A 432-nucleotide genomic window follows, 5' to 3' on the forward strand; every position below is an offset into this window, starting at 1 on the left:
TTATCAAGCGTGTGCTCTAACCAACTGAGCTACAAGCCCAGATACCGACGCAAACGCTGCTACGCGATCCAGAAGTCCACCCCCGAAGCAAAGCTTCGCAAGGCCGACCGGCCGTCGGCCCCGATGGGCCGCGCCTGCGCAGGGCCAGCAGCGTCAGCTGCGATACGGCCCGTGAGCAATCAACAATGAAGAAAGAGAAACGAAGGCGGCACGCCTGCAAAGCGATCGTCAGAGCGACTACTCTGCGATCTATGTTCTAATAAGCGAGGGAAAGGTCATCTGGATAAATCCAGCGTCTTCCTGTTCCGAAGCTTCCTTAGAAAGGAGGTGATCCAGCCGCAGGTTCCCCTACGGCTACCTTGTTACGACTTCACCCCAGTCGCTGACCCTACCGTGGTCGCCTGCCTCCTTGCGGTTAGCACAGCGCCTTCG

General features: G+C 58.1%; 1 rRNA gene. It reads right to left on the reverse strand.

Going from position 1 to position 432, the window contains the following annotated elements:
• Window positions 1-320 precede the first annotated feature (320 nt).
• Window positions 321-432, reverse strand: a 16S ribosomal RNA gene (locus tag ACS5UA_RS22885); the annotation flags it as partial.

The organism is Brucella sp. RRSP16 (assembly GCF_052246815.1).
GTDB classification, from domain to species: Bacteria; Pseudomonadota; Alphaproteobacteria; order Rhizobiales; family Rhizobiaceae; genus Brucella; species Brucella intermedia.